The 16532-nt window shown below is 36.5% G+C and carries 22 protein-coding genes and 1 pseudogene; 10 read left to right on the top strand and 13 right to left on the bottom strand.

The window, feature by feature from the left end:
* The first annotated feature begins 99 nt into the window (after positions 1–99).
* From EW028_RS03525 to EW028_RS03510, 4 genes are all read left to right on the top strand, one after another.
* The gene (locus tag EW028_RS03525; protein WP_131519899.1) at positions 100–1077 is read left to right on the top strand and encodes a dimethylarginine dimethylaminohydrolase family protein; all 978 of its coding nucleotides are present in this window, start codon (positions 100–102) and stop codon (positions 1075–1077) included.
* 81 nt (positions 1078–1158) lie between these two features.
* Positions 1159–1404, top strand: coding sequence for a YkuS family protein (locus EW028_RS03520; RefSeq protein ID WP_004228871.1), 246 nt, complete (start codon positions 1159–1161; stop codon positions 1402–1404).
* A gap of 130 nt (positions 1405–1534) precedes the next feature.
* Positions 1535–2701 (top strand): Ger(x)C family spore germination protein, encoded by a 1167-nt coding sequence (locus tag EW028_RS03515; RefSeq protein WP_054548797.1) that lies wholly within the window; start codon positions 1535–1537, stop codon positions 2699–2701.
* A gap of 107 nt (positions 2702–2808) precedes the next feature.
* Positions 2809–3156, top strand: a complete 348-nt coding sequence (locus EW028_RS03510) for a VOC family protein (protein ID WP_131519898.1) — start codon at positions 2809–2811, stop codon at positions 3154–3156.
* Positions 3157–3224: 68 nt separating this feature from the next.
* Here the strand turns inward: EW028_RS03510 and EW028_RS03505 are convergent, their stop codons facing one another.
* The 3 genes from EW028_RS03505 to EW028_RS03500 all read right to left on the bottom strand — a co-directional run bounded on the left by EW028_RS03505 (position 3225) and on the right by EW028_RS03500 (position 5497).
* Positions 3225–4385, bottom strand: a complete 1161-nt coding sequence (locus EW028_RS03505) for an MFS transporter (protein ID WP_131519897.1) — start codon at positions 4383–4385, stop codon at positions 3225–3227.
* 180 nt (positions 4386–4565) lie between these two features.
* Positions 4566–4718: a hypothetical protein gene (locus EW028_RS25085; RefSeq protein WP_167444836.1), complete on the bottom strand. Its 153-nt coding sequence runs from the start codon at positions 4716–4718 to the stop codon at positions 4566–4568.
* Positions 4719–4843: 125 nt separating this feature from the next.
* A complete protein-coding gene (locus EW028_RS03500; RefSeq protein ID WP_131519896.1) occupies positions 4844–5497 on the bottom strand; it encodes a hypothetical protein in 654 nt (217 codons plus the stop codon).
* A gap of 226 nt (positions 5498–5723) precedes the next feature.
* On the opposite strand from EW028_RS03500, the gene EW028_RS03495 reads away from it, so the two are divergent.
* Positions 5724–5957: a DUF3923 family protein gene (locus EW028_RS03495; protein WP_066037514.1), complete on the top strand. Its 234-nt coding sequence runs from the start codon at positions 5724–5726 to the stop codon at positions 5955–5957.
* A 187-nt stretch (positions 5958–6144) separates the two neighbouring features.
* Here the strand turns inward: EW028_RS03495 and EW028_RS03490 are convergent, their stop codons facing one another.
* A complete protein-coding gene (locus tag EW028_RS03490; RefSeq protein ID WP_225340902.1) occupies positions 6145–6687 on the bottom strand; it encodes a hypothetical protein in 543 nt (180 codons plus the stop codon).
* A 42-nt stretch (positions 6688–6729) separates the two neighbouring features.
* Positions 6730–7362, bottom strand: a complete 633-nt coding sequence (locus EW028_RS03485) for a hypothetical protein (RefSeq protein WP_066037497.1) — start codon at positions 7360–7362, stop codon at positions 6730–6732.
* 1394 nt (positions 7363–8756) lie between these two features.
* Between EW028_RS03485 and EW028_RS25080 the strand changes: the two genes are divergently transcribed.
* The 3 genes and pseudogenes from EW028_RS25080 to EW028_RS26030 form a co-directional block, all read left to right on the top strand.
* On the top strand, positions 8757–8942 hold the full coding sequence (locus EW028_RS25080) for a hypothetical protein (RefSeq protein ID WP_066037495.1): 186 nt from the start codon (positions 8757–8759) through the stop codon (positions 8940–8942).
* 189 nt (positions 8943–9131) lie between these two features.
* Complete coding sequence (locus EW028_RS25785; RefSeq protein WP_066037494.1) at positions 9132–9455, top strand: site-specific integrase; 324 nt, start codon at positions 9132–9134, stop codon at positions 9453–9455.
* 98 nt (positions 9456–9553) lie between these two features.
* Positions 9554–9841, top strand: a pseudogene (locus tag EW028_RS26030) (tyrosine-type recombinase/integrase); the annotation flags it as partial.
* Here the strand turns inward: EW028_RS26030 and EW028_RS03465 are convergent.
* Together EW028_RS03465 and EW028_RS03460 are read right to left on the bottom strand one after the other, a co-directional pair.
* Complete coding sequence (locus tag EW028_RS03465; protein WP_131520019.1) at positions 9795–10751, bottom strand: PD-(D/E)XK nuclease family protein; 957 nt, start codon at positions 10749–10751, stop codon at positions 9795–9797. The pseudogene EW028_RS26030 and the gene EW028_RS03465 sit on opposite strands and share 47 nt — an antisense overlap.
* 12 nt (positions 10752–10763) lie before the next feature.
* Positions 10764–11504 carry a sulfite exporter TauE/SafE family protein gene (locus EW028_RS03460; protein WP_131519895.1) on the bottom strand — a complete coding sequence of 247 codons (741 nt, stop codon included), beginning with the start codon at positions 11502–11504 and terminating at the stop codon, positions 10764–10766.
* A 93-nt stretch (positions 11505–11597) separates the two neighbouring features.
* On the opposite strand from EW028_RS03460, the gene EW028_RS03455 reads away from it, so the two are divergent.
* The gene (locus EW028_RS03455) at positions 11598–12095 is read left to right on the top strand and encodes a hypothetical protein (protein ID WP_066037492.1); all 498 of its coding nucleotides are present in this window, start codon (positions 11598–11600) and stop codon (positions 12093–12095) included.
* A gap of 54 nt (positions 12096–12149) precedes the next feature.
* Here the strand turns inward: EW028_RS03455 and EW028_RS03450 are convergent, their stop codons facing one another.
* From EW028_RS03450 to EW028_RS03430, 6 genes are all read right to left on the bottom strand, one after another.
* Positions 12150–12779, bottom strand: coding sequence for a type 1 glutamine amidotransferase family protein (locus EW028_RS03450; RefSeq protein WP_131519894.1), 630 nt, complete (start codon positions 12777–12779; stop codon positions 12150–12152).
* Between the two features lie 45 nt (positions 12780–12824).
* Entirely contained in the window at positions 12825–13817 is a 993-nt protein-coding gene (locus EW028_RS03445) for a helix-turn-helix transcriptional regulator (protein WP_131519893.1), read from the bottom strand.
* An 81-nt stretch (positions 13818–13898) separates the two neighbouring features.
* Positions 13899–14531, bottom strand: coding sequence for a hypothetical protein (locus EW028_RS03440; RefSeq protein ID WP_131519892.1), 633 nt, complete (start codon positions 14529–14531; stop codon positions 13899–13901).
* A gap of 8 nt (positions 14532–14539) precedes the next feature.
* Positions 14540–14707 carry a hypothetical protein gene (locus tag EW028_RS25075; RefSeq protein ID WP_016993359.1) on the bottom strand — a complete coding sequence of 56 codons (168 nt, stop codon included), beginning with the start codon at positions 14705–14707 and terminating at the stop codon, positions 14540–14542.
* Positions 14700–14885 (bottom strand): helix-hairpin-helix domain-containing protein, encoded by a 186-nt coding sequence (locus EW028_RS03435; protein WP_054550968.1) that lies wholly within the window; start codon positions 14883–14885, stop codon positions 14700–14702. The genes EW028_RS25075 and EW028_RS03435 overlap by 8 nt, the downstream gene beginning before the upstream one ends.
* A 72-nt stretch (positions 14886–14957) precedes the next feature.
* The gene (locus tag EW028_RS03430; protein ID WP_004228915.1) at positions 14958–15560 is read right to left on the bottom strand and encodes a CPBP family intramembrane glutamic endopeptidase; all 603 of its coding nucleotides are present in this window, start codon (positions 15558–15560) and stop codon (positions 14958–14960) included.
* Between the two features lie 232 nt (positions 15561–15792).
* Here EW028_RS03430 and EW028_RS03425 point away from each other — a divergent pair, with 232 nt between their 5' ends.
* Positions 15793–16485, top strand: a complete 693-nt coding sequence (locus EW028_RS03425; protein ID WP_131519891.1) for a class I SAM-dependent methyltransferase — start codon at positions 15793–15795, stop codon at positions 16483–16485.
* The last annotated feature ends 47 nt before the right edge of the window (positions 16486–16532 follow it).

Genomic DNA, 16532 nt, shown 5'->3' with positions numbered 1-16532 from the left:
CCATCCTTGACTATATAGTAACTATATATCTTACGATAAGGAACATTACAGGAAAAATTTTCACTACTTTTTCTAAATCATACAACAGGAGGCAGTAAGATGACGAATATTTTTGTAAAAAGTGAGTTTGCTCCTTTAAAACGAGTTGTCATGGCGCAATCGGAATTTGCTTTTCCAGCTAAGGAGGCTCCAACAGATGATGAATTTTTAACAGAAGAAACACTAGCACTTTATGCAAGCGTAGATACACTCGGTAAAAATTTTAAAGATGTCTTTCCAGAAAGACAGCAGCAATGGGAATTGGAACGAGCAAATTTAAAAAAAGTATTAGAAAAATACGGGGTAGAAGTACAAGTACCAAGACGTTTAACAGACTATGAAAAAGAAGTAGGAAAAGAAGATGGCTATAGCAATTTCTTCGTTCGCGATCCCTTTTTCACTATCGGCCATTTTTTAATCGAGGGCTCCCTTCGATTCCCACATAGACGCAACGAAGTTTTGCCCGTACGTAATCTTTTAGCACAGGAAGCAAATGAAAATCAATGCTTCTATGTCTCCATTCCAAAGCCTGATATGGCAGATGGTTTAGATTCTGAAGCTGGCCCGTTTTTAGAGGGCGGCGATGTGTTAGTGTTAAATAAAACGATTTTTGTCGGGAATTCAGGACTAGCCTCCAATAAAAATGGTGTGCAGTGGCTGCGTAATTTAGCAAGTAACTTTGATTATACGGTGGTCGAAGTGCCGCTTCATCCAACCATTCTTCATCTCGACTGTGCGCTTAGCCTCGTTAGAGAGGGTCTAATGATTGTCTGCGAGGAAGCACTCATTGATGGTATTCCCAAACAGCTAAAAGATTGGGATAAAATTCACGTTTCCCTAGAAGATGCCGCAAAACTTGCTACTAACGGCTTACCTATTAATGAAGAAGTCTATATTACAGACAAAGAATTTACATGGATTGGCGAGCAACTAGCGAAGAGAGGTATCACCGTAGAATATGTTGATTTTACGATTTCTCGAAGCTTTGGCGGTTCTTTTAGATGTAGTACACAACCCCTATTACGCACGGATCTCTAGAAATTATCTCTCCCCACTAAAAAATAGTATGAATAATGAGCAACCTGAAATGGCACATTATTTGTAGGAGGTGGACAAGAAATGTCTAGAATTATTGGTGTGGAACAATCATTAACGAATATCGAAGATGCTTTAAAAGCACAAGGCTTTGAAGTCATCCAGCTTCGCAATGAAGAGGATGCGAAAAAATGTGATGCTTGTATTATTACAGGTCAGGATCGCGATGTCATGGGAATTAGTGATCCAGTTATGGAAGGTCCTGTGATTGATGCGAATGGACTATCGGCAAACGAGGTCGTTGAACGCGTCCAAAAATATTTCCACTAAAATCATTAGTGCTGTCTCTACGTCATTTTGACGAGAGCAGCACTTTCCTACATACAAATGGTCTCTACTTATAATACCTTGCGTTCTTGTACAAACTAATATACACGAACTTCAAAAAGTAGGGAGATATATGAGCCAAAAACAAATTGCGATTGTTATTTTAATGCTGACGACTACACTACTGCTATCAGGCTGTTGGGATGTAACAGAGCCGCAACGCATGTATTACGTACAAGGTGTGGGGGTTGACTACAAGGATAATGAATATACAGCATACTTACAAATTATCAACTTTGCTAACGTAGCGAAAACAGAATCAGCTAACCCTAATGCAGCGCCTACCGAAATTGGTCAAGCGAAGGGTAAGACAATAGAAGAAGCCATTTACAAATTGTATCGTTCAATGGACCAAGAAGTATTTTGGGGACATATGACCTTTCTTCTCTTCTCAGAGAGTGCCATGAAAGCTGAACATGCGATTGCGGTTATTGATACTTTTCTACGCTTTCGAGAGACAAGATATCATATTTGGGTTTACTGTACCCAAGATCCTATCGAGGATGTTTTATTAGTTTCTCCATTGTTAGAGAAATCACCAACTGCCACCAAATTAAGTAATCCTAAAAATACAGCGAAGCAGGAGTCATTTGTAGAGCCTGTTAATTTAAGACAGCTCGTCATTGGCTTAAATGAGCCCAACCACGAAATGAAAATTCCTTATGTAACCGTCAACGAAAACTGGGAGACAATGGATGGCCCCAAAACAGAAACCTTTTTTGCTGGCGTTGGTATTCTTTCAAAGGATAGTTTTAAAGGCTATATTAAAGGCAAATCTGCACGTGGAATCGAGTGGATGAATGATGAAACAAAGCAAGGAGAAATCACCGTCGAATTAGAAAATAATGAAAAAAGTGATTACTTAACCGTCGATATTAAAAAGCTAGATGTTAAAGTCAAGCCAATTGTGAAAGGTAATGATGTAAAGTTTGAGGTAAATTTAAAATTCGATACGATTTTAAATGGTTTTAAAGGAAAGCTGACACCCAATCAGGTAAGAAAAAAAGTAGAAAAAGCCGTCAAGGAAGAAATCCTAACTACCTTTGAGGAAGGACTAAAAATGGATGCGGATGTCTTTCGTCTATCCGAATATCTCTATCGTAGTAATGTAAAGGCTTGGAAGAGATTAGAGAAGGATGGCAAAATTCCTTTAAGCAAAGATTCCATCAGTAAAATCGATATTCATATTAATAAAGTAAGCCCTGGCCGTAAAACATTTGCAGAAACGATTACCGAATAATAGGTAGAGATCATCCAAAATGGCATGGTCTCTTTCTTATGGCCATCTTGTCATGCTATAGTAATGGAAAAGATGAGGAAACGTTAAACAGACAGGAGATCGAGACGATGATAAAAGGCTTTGGAGGTATATTTTGGCGAACAAAGAATCTAGCTTCTGTAAAAAAGTGGTATAGCGAAACCTTGATGCTAGAAATAAACGATTGGAATGGGACAATCATTAAACCCCAAGAAGGCAATGAAACGATCTTTTCTTTTTTCACTGAACAGGACAATTATTTTCCAGCAGAACAGCAAGTGATGTTAAATTTCCAAGTTCATGATGTAAACGAGATGATAAAGCATCTTGAACATTTTGATGTCCCACTCGCAAAACCTCTAGAGTGTAACGAATTTGGAAAGTTTATTTGGATTAAAGATCCAGAAGGTCGACTGATTGAGCTTTGGGAAAAATAGTTTACCCTTGCGTTATATAAGTCAAAGAAAAAAGGACCAGACACTTGAGACTGGTCCTTCTTCCTATATTAATGGTTTGTTTTCTTATTAAGAATGTAATCCCGATAGACTAACAGAGCGACAAGAAGAAAGCTAAGGCTAACAAGTCGGAAAATCATTTCTATACTTATCCATTCAGCTAAAATTCCTAAGATAAATGCGCTCATACCTACTCCAACATCAAAACTGGAAAGAAAAGTGGCATTGGCTGCACCACTTTTGGCTTCGCTTACTTTTTGAACAGCCCAGGTTTGTAGGCACGGCATAACGGTGCCATAGCCTGCACCAAATAAAATCGCGGCGATAATCAATGTGAAATTATTTGTAGTATAGGATAACACGATTAAAGATAGAAAACCGAAAATCGCTGACACAATAATGATCGACCATGGTCCATGCTTATCAAACCATTTCCCTGTAAAAGGACGTATTAAAGTGGAAACAATTGCGTTGATAAGAAAGAATAGAAAAATATGCTTTAATCCCTTTTGTTCACCAAAAAGAACTAAGAATGTAATAATAGCGCCAAAACCCAGCGTCGTCACAACAGTCAATACTGCCTGAAACCTTACTTCTTTTTCAAATATCGCTTCCATAAATCGAAATGGCTGCTTGTCATTTTGAATAGGTGTTGTTGCATGCACAAATGAAAGCATTATGATCGCAAAAAGGCTTAGTAAGGCTGACGACCAAATCAGCGTGTGAAAAGAAAAGGTACTGTAAATAAGAATCCCGAGACTTGGTGCAACAATTGCTCCCACGGTTGTGGATACCGAGAAATAGCCCATTCCCTCTCCTAATCGAGCTTTAGGGATACTATCTACAGCCATTGTACTATTGGCTGTCGTGGTTACACCCCACGCTGTTCCATGGAAAAGTCGGAGTAATAGGAAAATCCAAATCGTATTAAGCAATGGATACAGCATTGTAATTATGAGTAAGGCTATACTTGCCACAATCGCTAGTTTTTTCCGCTTATGATCCATTAAATAGTACCCTACAAAAGGTCTTATCGTAATGGCACCTAGTGTAAATACCGTCGTCACCAAGCCTACTTGCATCGGATTAGCGTTTATGGTTAATAAATAGGCTGGTAAAATAGGCAATAGCATTTCAAATCCTATAAAAATAAAAAAATTACTTAGAAATAGATAAAGAAATGATGAAGTAAAAATTAGTTGTTTTTTCATAGTAAAATTCCTCGCTTCTAATTATTTTTCTAAATTAGAAGCGCTTGGAACACTGCAACATTCCTTAATTGTCTTAGTTTTTTTAGCAATTCACTCACCCTCTCTCCGTTTTATCGCAACAAAAAAGACGCCATAAAACCGGCGTCTACCAATTACTTTGTATGGTTAAAAAGTCATTTTTCACACATGACTGACAAAAGCAAAAAGCTTCCGGTTACTACTTTCACTATGCTGTTTTCTTAAAAAACCACAGACTGGTCCCTTTGAGCCTAAATCATCTAATTGTAAAAATGTCTTTACCTCAATCGCCGTTCTTCTGAAAATCGTTTCCATGACTTTTTGCCTCCTCTCTCAAGATCAATTCATAACTTACTATAATTTAATACAAGTTTACCACAAAAGCAAATACAATGTTGAACTATGTATAAGACGCAAAATATTTTCCAAGCATCGACTATTTATAAAGTTCTTTCCTTGTCACCGTCTATTAATTGAACATGCACCTTAGAGGAGCTACCTCCCTCTATATGATTAGGAACATTTGTTAAATCGAGTAATTCCTTTAGATGAATAGCTTTTTCACGATTGGCCTCGATGGACACATGATATGGCCCTGCTATATTCATCAGTGAATTCATCCGCTTATCGCCTTTAAAAAAATTCGTATCGATAAATTGTAAATCAAAGGACACAGCTTCATTGCTTCGATTATGTAAGACAATGGTACATTCCCCATTCATTAAGTCTTTTTCCACCATATCAAACCGACATTCTCCATCCCCTTTGTATGAAATGGCCATAATGCCACTAGCAAAGGTTTCTTGATACGCCACGATAAGCAAATGAGGTAAAAATGAATAAAGTAATACTACAATAACAAATGTTCGAAAATGATATTTGTTGATACTCCTAAGTAGTAAAATCATAGCAATTATAAATAAAATCGAGCCAAAGATGCCAAGTAACACGTATCCATCTTGTGTTTCGATAGGAATTGACATGAATGTAGTATGTGCCATACTTGCTTCATTGTAAGGATAAGGAAAAAACAGACACATACATATACCCAACATAACGATTGACCCGATAAAGGCCTTTTTATTGTTAACCATATGCTGCCTCCTTTCTAAGGTAATACGTAATATGCACATACCAAATTTACCATATATCCCCTAAACAAGGAATGAAGCCTATGAAAAACTTCTATTTTTAAAATAGTCAATCCGTCTGTAGGCTGAGATGTAGCACCGTCTATCGGACATTTCCAAATTTAAGGTAAATTGTTATAATTAAGCTCCAAGAGGGAATTACAAGAAGAAAGAGGTGTTTATATTGGGTATGAAAATATTCTGGTGGGCTGTAAATATTGTATGGTTATTGATCTTTTCTGGCATCGCCGTATTTATTGGGGCAAGAAATGTTGATGGTGCAGGGATTGTGCAAACACCTGAAGTGAAAATGGTTTCATTCATTATTTTGGGCATCATGTTTCTAATCGTTTTACTTGTGCAATTAATTTTTCTTTACTTTATTAAAAAAAGCACAAAAGCTCACTTTACGAAAATCACTTAAAAAGAAGCGAGAGGCTATATTAGCACTCGCTTCTTTTTCACCTTGATGCACATAGCTCCCTAAAATTACAGCCACGACAATGCCATTTTTCTTGTGTTTGTTCAAAGTCCTCGAGGTCTACAGGCTAAAAGTTAGATTTTTGGCCTAACTTAGGGGGTGCTGTACATTTGAAATGTGGTTTTAGTATTTATTCATCAAAAAAATCACCTTTGAAAAAAGGTTTAATTCCAACTTCTCTAAATAAATATTTTATTGGATGACAATCATCGACCAGATTTTTGTTGGGAATTAAAATTTTCTCCCTAAGTTCTTGAAATATTTCCGGATTAATTTCTGGAAACCATTCTTCATAAATCATATGTTTATCCTTTTCTATCAAAATTAAATACACAACAATAATCTCAAACATATAAGGAAATTCTTGTTTAATATTTTGATAGTTATCTAACAATGAAGTTATATAATCCTCAAAATTAAAAAATTTTGTTCCTTTTTCATTGTTGTATTTTAAACGTTCCTTTTCAGGTTTAAAGACAAAAGTAGACTTATTAAACCAGTTGCCTAACATGCATGTAAAAATTAATAATGCATATTTTTTAGTTTCTTTATCATCATCATTAAAATATTTAAAATACTCATCATAAATATAGTTTTTGGCAGTGGTAAAATACCCAATTTCAATCCCAGAAATAGTTTGTTTCACATTTTGTATAATTTTATTATTTTCCATACCATAGTCACTTTCTTCCATAATATAGATTATAACACACATTTAGAATACAGGGAACATTGATACAATAATCCAATCATACTTTGAATATGACCCTGACCATGAACTCCCTTTTTGAATTGCAACCCTAACTCTTTGTCCTTCTTTAAACGAAATAAATTCTTTTGTATAACGATCTTTAACTGTAGGATCTTTTAACAGTTCGTCTGTTCCATTTATTACTTCCATTGCGATATCCATAGATTTTGCTGGATAATAAGCATATTTGAATTGTGATTTCCATTCATTGTTTACTTGAGTTTCATATTTTATTTTCCCCTTAGAAAACTTCATATGATACTCATAAATATGACAATAACCGTAATTTCTAGTTTTAGCTGCTGGCATTACAATCTTTGAACCAGAGGATGATGTTGCCACCTGATCTTTCATCGGTGACGCTGCTTTCATTGCCTCGTTCTCTTCAGCAAAGTTTATTTCATCAGTTGGAATTTCGCCTTCAGGCACTTCTATAGGTTCAAAACCGTCCATTGGACTTAGAGTGTAAACACCACAGTAATCTTGTGCCTCTTTTTTTACTAACTCCGATAAAATATCATCGTTAGCTTTTGCTGTTACAGGAATTACTAATATAGTCATAAATAAAACTATCAATAATCCGCTAAATTTCTTCATTTTTCCACTCCTTTATTTTTCTGGGTACACCGCAATTGTATAATTTTACAAAATAAACTTAAATAGTATTTAATTACCTTTTATTAAATGACAAATAGTTACAATTTATAAAGTGTTAAATCACCAATTCATTGCCAAAGAACCTCCATTCTTTAATGATGAAGGTTCTTATATTGAATCATCTATTTTTTCAAATCAAGATTCTACTATAATAATATTTAATTTATAATAAAACATGACTTTAGTAGTGTTAAAAAATACAAATGAAATGAAATAAATTTTAAACCCAACCAATACTTTCTGCTGTTTTATCTATTAAAATGTTACGTTTACACAATACCTTATGACGTGAAATATAAGCTTATCGGCTATGTCCTCGCATTCATAACAGTCATCTGTATCCAGTAACGCATATCTACAATGGTATGCATATCCTCACCTAACTCGTTGTATAGGTCTTCCACAGTCTTGATGATGCGTTTTAGGTTTTGGTAGTAGTCATCATTGGCTAGAAGCATTAAGTCACAAATCACTAAGACTTTTTATGTTATAATTTACACAAAATACATATTAAGGTGATTCTAATGACATTTATCAGAAAATACTTGAATATTGTTTACTTCGTTATACTTTTTTTACTTTTATCTGTTTCGGATTATTTCAAAAAAGGTAATTGGGATTTTCTTAATAATCTCTTCTTTTCTTTATGGGCAGTAATTGTTTATGCTTTTTTAAATTGGGCATGGGATAGTAAAAAATATGAAAAGAAATAGCATATTGTTCATTAACTCTAAGGAAAATCTGCAACTCTTTCCCAACGGTTTATCCCATTCTTAATGTTTTGGAGATCCTAACTAACACAATCGCTAGTTCTTGTCGCTCTCCAATGTTTAAATACTTTTCAACATCAAGCTCATTAATTATTGTATAACGTCTTTCTTTTCCTTCTATAACTGTATCTTCAAATGTGGGCTCTGCTGGTGATTGTTTTAAAATAGCTGCAACTTCCTCCTTAATTCGTGGATAACTATGTTGTTCATTTCCATTCTCCCTTCTCTACAAAATTTATCAAATATTCATTGCGTATCTACTGCTAGTTGCACACATCTCAGGTAAATTTGCTCATACAAATGCTTCGGCAAATGGTGGCGGAACAGAGTTTCCACAAGAGTTGAGAGCACGTGGATTGGGATACATGATACTTGTTTCCTTTTCAAAAATAATACAAGCTCATAAATTACAAATAGTGAATCGTTATGAGCTAGCTGATTTTCTTAACGTAACTGAAGACTTTTTAGATGAAGCTCTTGAAGGGTACAAGAGTAAGTAGGATTTATATGTAGTTTTACCACCTACCAAGAAAGGAGAACCTCGAATAAAAGTTACTGTTGAACATGGGTATGATGAAGACACTGGTAAACGACTTAGATATACTAAAACCATACGTACGAAATCCATGTCTGATCGTGCAATATGCAATAAAGGAAGCTATTACAGATTTTGAAATCGAAGTATTAAATAAAGAAGATGAAAAGTTGAAAATATTAAATTTGCAAATTTTATTGATCAATGTATTATAGAGGATTTAGGTGACTATAAACATTCTAACATCTAAACCCTATATCTAGTAGAATGTCTAAAAAGATGGAGAGAAAGATGTCCTAGTGAAGCAAAAGGACAATATACTGTTTTAAAAAGCATCTTCTCTAAAGGGATTGAATGGAAATTAATTAAAGATAATCCTATGGACAAACATTAAATCTTCTCGTTTGGAACCTAAAAAGAAGGACTTAGAATTTTACAACGAAGAACAGTTAAAACATCTTTTCAGAGTATTAGAAAACGTAAATCCTAAACTCAAGCTCCAGATTAAGTTGGCAGCAATGGTTGGACTACGACTAGCAGAAATAGCAGGATTATGTGTGGAATCTTTTGATTTTGAAAATAATACTATCTATGTAGACAAAACCCTTCAATTTGATATTGAAGTTAGAAAACTAAAAATTTTACCCCCAAAAAACAAAAAGCCTCGATTAGTTAACGTCCCAAAGAGTTTGATGCGTGAACTAAAGTTATTTGTTGATGGCTATTAGGAACTAAAAAATGAAAAGAGTGATGCTTGGAATCTGATAAAAGATGATGATGGAACTCCCTTAAACTTAAACTTTACAAAAAATCAGATGGTAATCCATCAAAACCTGCTGCTATAAATCTTGCTTGGAGAAGAATTATTGAAAAGTATAGTTTACCAAAGTTGAATTTTCACGCTTTACGACATTCATATGCCTCATTTATGGTCAGTCGGTATGTAAATTTTAAGATCATACAGGAGCAACTCGGTCACTCTGATATAAAAATGACAATCAACACATATAGTCATTTAACCAAAAAGGATAAAAATGAAGCAAGCGACCATTTCGATGACTTTTTGGTCACTTGCTCAATTTTTCATCATATTTCTGCGCACATAACTCCCTAAAATTACAGCCACGACAATGCCATTTTTCTTGTGTTTGTTCAAAGTCCTCGATGTCCACGGGCTCGTTGGAAAAAATATCAGCCTGATACTTTTTCATTTCTAAAACACTGCGCTGAAACGTATACAAAATGTTCTCCATATCGATGTCTGTAAAACTATATTTCTTGCGCTTGCCTGTTAATAAATATTCATTATAGACCTCGATTTGCGCTAGAGACACACGGTATTTTTGCTGAACATAGTACGCGTAGAGGGCTAATTGCTGACGGTCATCATCAGATTCTCTACCGGTCTTCCAGTCAACAATAATCCATTTATCCCTCAGTTCATCATAATAATGAAAGTCCATAACAACGAATACCTGGACATCGTCTATTTTCATGGAGCGGAATTGCTCTGGTTCTCCGATACGGAGAGAGCCTTTTTGTGAGGTGATTTGCTGGAATGTTTCACTCATTAAAAAATGATTAAAAACTAGTCGTAAACGTTCTTTATAGTCTTGCACAAGCTCAGGAGAAAGGGTGCCATGATAATAGATTTCCTGCATCATATAATACTTATTTGGTTTTTGCCTCCAAAATTCAAGACGACGAGTGGAGTCAATAAAGGCTGCATTCAGCTGCCCGCGCCCCAATTGAATTAGCTCCTCTACAGTTGGAGCTTTTCCTGTTTGTAAATAATCATTAATGGCCTGCTCAATGTATCGATGGACAATTTGCCCAAATAAAATAGGCATCGATTGCAGCTTTTTTAAGCGATACACCTGTTGATGATATGGCTCCACATTGTAACTGAGCCACCCGTTATGTGAAAAGTAATATTCATAGCCGTATTTGCGGGCGCAGCTTGTCAATGTTTTATGACGCGATAACGACCACGAAAAGGTTGGATAGGGTGAAATTTCAAACAGGACAATCACCTCCTAAAGCTGATGGATGAAATCATAAACAAGCTGTATAATCAGCACAATCGTTACAATACGCAGTAAAAGCTTTACCTGATGTGCTTCCACTTTTCTGGCTAGCACAAGCCCAATTTGTGCACCAATCGTCGAGCCAATCATTAAAATAAGCGTTAACGGCCATTCGATTTTCCCTGTAGCAATATAGGTAATCGCTGCTCCTGAGCACATGGCAAATACCCCTACCCGTGATAGCCCCACGGCTTTAATATAGGAAATCTTCTCATGTGCATATGTATAAAGCGCCAATGTACTACTGCCCGGACCAAACATACCGTCATAAAAGCCAACTCCAAGAAGGATAGGACCGTTTTTTCGATTCATCGTAAAACGTTCCTTGTCGCCAAAATCAGCTCCACCCATAAAGGACATAACAAGCGCAAAGCCAAGTAAAATAATAGCAATGAACGTTAATGATTGACTACTCATGAATGAAGCGAAAAGTCCCCCCAATGTACCTCCGATTAAAGAGACAAGTAACACCGAACGCATTTCGTTCCATGCTAATTCCTTACGTTGATAAATTGTATAAAAGCTTGAAAAAGCACTCACCATATTGGACACTTTATTTGCGCCAATAGCCGAATGGACGGGTACACCCATTAGCATCATCGTTGGCAAGGTAATTAAGCCACCACCCCCAACTAACGTACCAATGACATTCCCAATGATGCCAATAAGTAAAAACAACAAGTATTCCATAATATCCTTCTTTCCCTAACACAAAAAGCAATCATTCTATGATACAGTATAACAGATTGTTATTATCAATGATGATGGAAATGAGGAGCAAGGATGCATATACAACAAAAAACACCTACACCACGCTTTTGTCACCAGTTAACGGTTATTGTGGCGACTATTTTTCTAGCTGGCATTACAGCGACACTCATTCAATACGGCAAGCTCCCTGCCATGATTCCTGTCTTGCAAAGCTTCACGAGTGAACATGCCCAATTCGGTCCGAAAATTGCTATTTTTTATTTACCCTTTGTCGCTCTTATGCTCTTTCTACTTTTACACTATTTAGAGATAAAGGCAGCTTATCCTGTGATGCGTAAAAATAAAGCACCTCTCTCCCATAAACAGCGACAAAATGGCATCCTTACGTTTTGTCTCATCAAAAATAGTATTCTATTGTATTTTACCTACTCCCTATTCAATGACCTGACGGTAGCTCTAGGTCGTGAACGTATTTTACAACAATGGCATGCTTACTTATTTTTACTGCTGTTATTTGGCATCTTCATGATAGGGATTGTGCGAGGCATTTTGTTGGCTAAAAAAAGTTAATGTAAAAAAAGAGAGCATGTTTTAACAATGAACATGCTCTTCTTAGACTAATTATTATTCAATGGATGTCATTAATTCATAAAAATACTTTTTCTCCTGCGTCTCATAAAGCTTATACCAAGCATGTAATGTTTCAGGTGTAAAAACATCTAGCAGCCTCAAAACATGGTAGGCAAAATCCAACGGTGCAATGCCAGATGCCGTTACTAAATTCCTTTCAGTTACGGCTGGCTTCTGTTTAAAATGTTCATCCCCAATATAATGTGGACAAAGCATCTTCAAGTATTCGAGATCGTTGCTCGTATGTTGTCTTGTATCAAGCAAACCAACCTTTGCAAGACCAAACGTTGCACCACAAATTGCAGCTACGAAAACATCTTCATTCAACGCTTTTGAAACTTTATTCAATACAGGCTCATGAATAGATTCTAGCCATGTATTGCCTCCTGGAAGAATCAAGACATCCATGCTATTCAAGTGACATTCAGCAACGGCCATCGTTGGAAGTATGGTGATGCCACCCATCGTCGTAACAGGACTTCTATCAATCCCTACTGTCATCACCTCTAAAGGCACTAATTCCTTTTTAAAATATCTACCTGTATTTAATTCGGCCATTAAATACCCTATCTCCCAATCTGCCATCGTATCAAATACATAAAGATACACTTTTCTTGTCTGCATAATAAACACTCCTTTTATTGAAACTATGCTTAGTATAAAAAAACTTTACTGACATTCTCCGTCAGTAAAGTTTTCATTTTCATAAAAATGGATGAGCTCATATAGAACGTCAATTATCTTTTGCTTTAGACTTATGGGTTCTACTACTTGGATTGATTTTCCATAGGGAAAAAGTAAATAGGGTACATAGACATAGGTATGTAATGCTTCCTCATCTACTAAAAATATAGCGTTCTTATTGGTGCGTTCTTGGAGGTGATACTTTAAAAACCAATGCTGACTGATCGCATCCACAGCACTTGTCTTTCCACAAATGATGAAGTGCACAAGGTTCTGTTTATGTTCGGCTTGAGGAAAAAGGCTTTTCATAAAAAAATCGCTGGCAGAGAAAGATTGTGGTCGTTGGAAAGGAATGCCTGTTTGATGTAGACTACTAATTCGGCCTACTTTAAAAGTACGGATTTCATTTCTTACATGACAAAATGCAACGACATACCAGTTTTGTTTCCAATAAACCAAACCATATGGATTAACCACCCTAGACTTAGATTGCTCTTCATTATTAGTATGGTATTCCATCTCTATAGATGTTCTCTTTACTATACTCTCTTCTAATTTTTTTAACAGTGGCTCCAAGGAGGATTCATCAGGACCGATTATCTCGAAACCTTGTAAATGCTGTTGAATCATTTTTTCTTGCTCTTGATTTGAATACATTGTAAGCTTTGCTGTTGCACTGTTTAATGCCTTATCTAAAAAATAGCCAGCTTCTTTTGCAAAAATAGAAGCATGAAGTAATGCCGCTTTCTCATCAACATCAAAAATAAGAGGACTTTTAATAAAATTATTCAACAGGGTATATCCTCCATGATGACCTGTTTCAGCTATAATCGGCACACCACTGGCAGAAAGTGAGTTAATATAGCGGTAAACGGATCTGATATTAATCTCTAATTTTTCAGCGATTTCTTTCGCGGTAATTTTCCTACCTGAATTCAACATCCATAAAATCTGCATCATATGATCCATTTTAGACAAACATTTTCACCTCATTGTATTAATTTTTGATTTCTGACACAAAATCAGGCTACCTGATACTGTTATCAAGTAGCCCTTCCATTATGCCTTTACCAATTCATCTTCCATTTGCTTAAAATTATGTATTAAACCGTATTTCTGTATGCCACGTGCTTGTTGAATGCTGGCATCCGCGAATTGGCGGAAATTAGCCTGATCCTTTATTGTACAGGCATAGACCGCTTCAATTGCAGGTTGCATCCACGGCTGTGTTAATTTATCACTTCTCATATCGGCCGCTCGACCTTCCAGCGCAGCAATATAGCATAGTGCATAGCTAGTTAAAGGCTCCTTATCAATTTGTCTTGCGGCTACTTTAGCAGCACCAAGATTTTCCTCCATAATGGCCTTAATAAAGAGGTAATTGTACTTAATGGCTGGCTGCTTATAATGATGGATGATGACATCGATTGCCTGAATCTGTTCCTCTTTTGTCCCGTAAGCTGATGCATAGAGAGCAGCAAATATAGGCTCTTTTCGGTGATTTTTAACCCATTTATCCACCTGCTCCATATTGTTTGTGCGATATAAAATATGTATATGGCGATAAATCATCCCTACCGCAATTAATGCAAATATCCCAAGAGAGATGGATAGACGAACACCCGCTAAGGACAGCGTCAATGCCAATAAAATAATAGCTAAATAAAAGAATGTTAATTTAACAATTTTCATATTACCTCCTACTGTAATTTCCTACGCATTTTACGAGAAAAGATATAGCCTGCCCCTATAAAAAAGATAAGAGCCATCACTTTCATAATAGGAATAATAAACAGCTTGCTAATAACGACTACAACGAGGATATAATAGACAACCATCGCCAGTAAAAACAATGTCAGCTTATTCACGAAGTTCCCTACTTTCTTTTAGTGCCGCCTCAATCGCTGCTAAAGCTTTTGGACCCATTCCATGAAGATGAGCTAATGTAGAAAGCTTAACTCTTTCTAGCTGCTTCAATTCTGTATAGCCCGCTGCATGTAATGCGCGAATTGCTGGTTTTGCTACTCCCTTAGGCCACTCTGTCATGCTTGCACGTCCCTTCACGAAAAAATCTTCTCTGCCCTATTATGCAAGTGACAGCAAAGAAATGCAAATAAGTCAAAATTTAAACATATACAAGCACGCCGCTATGAAATTTACAATACTATGGATACTCCAGCTAGTGACAATGGAACCTCCAGCAATTCGTTCGTTCACCCAGCCCATCACATAGCCAGCAAGCGCTGTAGTAAGCACAACTAATAAGATTACATGAAGCGGAAGCACCGACCATAGCATGGCCCCATGAACACAGCCAAAAACAATACTTTGCAAGAGATTTGCTACTTGAAAATCAAAAATCTTCATCAATCTCTTTAATAAAAAGCCGCGAAATAATAGCTCCTCTGATAAACCTGTTTGAATAATAGCGTAGAAAAGTGCTGGAATGACGGCAGCAGCTCCAAGTCCCGCGAATTGATTCGCCGCTAGCAAGGAGCGATCAATATAGAAAAAGACTAGCGCAAAGCTCGGTATTAACATCGTGAAAGTAGAAAGTACAATGTACATAGCATACCTTCCCTTGTGCACAATAATAGGCTTTTGCAATCCTATCCACGTTAAAAAGGGCTGTTTTTTTCTCGCTGTACAAAGCCACCAAATAAACGGAATCACTGAAAATAACATCACTTGCAAAATGGCACTGATTAAACTATTCATCATCTTATTTCCCCTCCTGTTTACTACAAGCATAGAAGAAAGTGCCATTTTTTTCAATAGTTATTTAACGATAAACATTAAATTATTTATCTTTATTGTTAATTATTAAATGTTTTACAATAAAAAAACGATGTCAAAGGGCTTCTCCTTTGTCTTTTCAGTTATTTTCATTTATACTCTATTACAGATATTAAAGGTCTGTAATAGAGACGATAAAACACTGGAGGCTATCACAATGCGTACATTATCTACACATTTATTAGAAAAGGCACGAACATATGAGCACAGCACAAGAATTTCAGTGCCTGCCTATGACACATTATTTGCCGTGACACAAGCCTATTTCCGGATGCATTTAGGAGAACAAGAAGCATCCCTGCTTGTTGTAGGAGCTGGTGGGGGCAACGAGCTTTCTGCATGGGGACCAACAAACCCTAAATGGATGTTCACTGGGGTTGATCCATCTGAGGAAATGCTCCAAATCGCACAACATAAAGCCGTGCAACTGGATATTGAAAGTCGCGTTCAGCTACTACAAGGAACAATTGAGCGCTTACCCCAATCAACACCGAAATTCGATGCGGCAAGCTGTATCCTCGTTCTTCATTTTATTGAAGATCGACAGGAGAAACTCCATCTACTGCAAAATATTCACAAGCAATTAAAACCTGGAAAGCCCTTTGTCCTCGCTTGTGCCTACGGAGAACGAGAAAGTGACGAGCTACAAGATCGCATCAAAATATGGCAAAGCTACTTTTTAGAGGCCGGCTATACAAAAGAAAAGGTAGATAGCATGGGCAAGGGCATCATGAATATTTCCTTCCTCTCCGATCAAGAAATCCAACAGCTATTAAGTGAAGCGGGCTTTCAAAACATTACCTGCTTTTTCTCCTCAGGTCTCTTCGCAGGATGGATGAGCCACGCATAACCACAAAGCCCCCACCATAGTCACAATCAATGGTGGGGGCTGAAACT

It is taken from the genome of Lysinibacillus sp. OL1 (assembly GCF_004332175.1).
Classification (GTDB): Bacteria; Bacillota; Bacilli; order Bacillales_A; family Planococcaceae; genus Lysinibacillus; species Lysinibacillus capsici.
This window is presented reverse-complemented; position numbering and strand designations above follow the sequence as displayed.